We start from the raw sequence: 254 nt of genomic DNA on the forward strand, positions 1-254 counted from the left end.
TACTCACACTCAAATCCAGCCGGCGGCAAACCTTCGCCATTCCACTCAATACTCATGCCACTCTCCTATGCTGCTTAGCGCGCTCAATGCGCTCATAGTCTTCCCTGCATTCGCTACAACAGAAGAACCTTTATCTACTGACTCCTCGCAGTTATAGCAGGCACCGGTAAACTGCATTTCCGGGCGTTTACGGTTAGCCAGGGCTATGGTTCTTTCCAGTTCTTCAAGCGCTGCGGCCTGGTCTAATTCGTCAG

General features: G+C 51.6%; 1 pseudogene. It reads right to left on the reverse strand.

What is annotated here, in order from left to right:
* Nucleotides 1-45: 45 nt before the first annotated feature.
* Nucleotides 46-254 (reverse strand): annotated as a pseudogene (locus tag AC0T7J_RS25670) (hypothetical protein); the annotation flags it as partial.

Source organism: Pantoea sp. E956-1, assembly GCF_982223955.1.